This is a genomic window from Saccharothrix hoggarensis (genome assembly GCF_042678885.1).
Taxonomy (GTDB): Bacteria; Actinomycetota; Actinomycetes; order Mycobacteriales; family Pseudonocardiaceae; genus Actinosynnema; species Actinosynnema hoggarensis.
The window spans coordinates 1-636 of the sequence record NZ_JBHTLK010000529.1 but is presented as its reverse complement, the minus strand read 5'-3'; the positions used below and the strand labels follow the sequence as shown (position 1 = coordinate 636).

Genomic DNA, 636 nt, shown 5'->3' with positions numbered 1-636 from the left:
GCAGGTCGATGTACTTGGCCACCAGCTCGTCGGCGAGCTTGCGCGGCACCGGCCGCGCCCAGCCGCGCGCGGCCTGCATCGCCAGGATCAGGTTGTCCCGCACGCTCAGGTCGGCCACGATGCCCTCGGCCTTGCGGTCCTCCGAGGAGAACGCGACACCGGCCTCGATCGCCGCCCGCGGCCCGGTCAGCCGCACCGGCTTGCCGTCCACGAGGACCCGGCCGGAGTCGGCCTTGTCCGCGCCGAACAGCAGCCGCGCCACCTCCGTGCGGCCCGAGCCGAGCAACCCGGCCAGCCCGACCACCTCACCGGACCGGATCTCCAGGTCGAACGGCGCGACCGACCCCTTGCGCCCCAAGCCCTCCGCGACCAGGAAAGCCTGGCCGGGCTTGCCCGAGCGGCGCTCGATCTCCTCCAGCAGGCCCATCTCACGCCCGAGCATCGCCGACACCAGGTCGATCCGGCTCAGCGCGGCCGTCGGGTGCTCGCCGACCAGCCGGCCGTTGCGCAGCACCGTGATCCGGTCGGAGATCTCGTAGACCTGCTCCAGGAAGTGGGTCACGAACAGCACCGCCACGCCCTCGTCGCGCAGCACCCGGATGATCCGGAACAGCTCCGCGACCTCGTCGGCGTCCA

The 636-nt window shown here is 72.6% G+C and carries 1 protein-coding gene; it reads right to left on the bottom strand.

Annotated elements, in window-relative coordinates; translation table 11 throughout:
* Positions 1-636 (bottom strand): ATP-binding cassette domain-containing protein (locus ACFQ3T_RS37075; protein ID WP_380730861.1); only part of this gene is annotated, 636 nt, incomplete at both ends.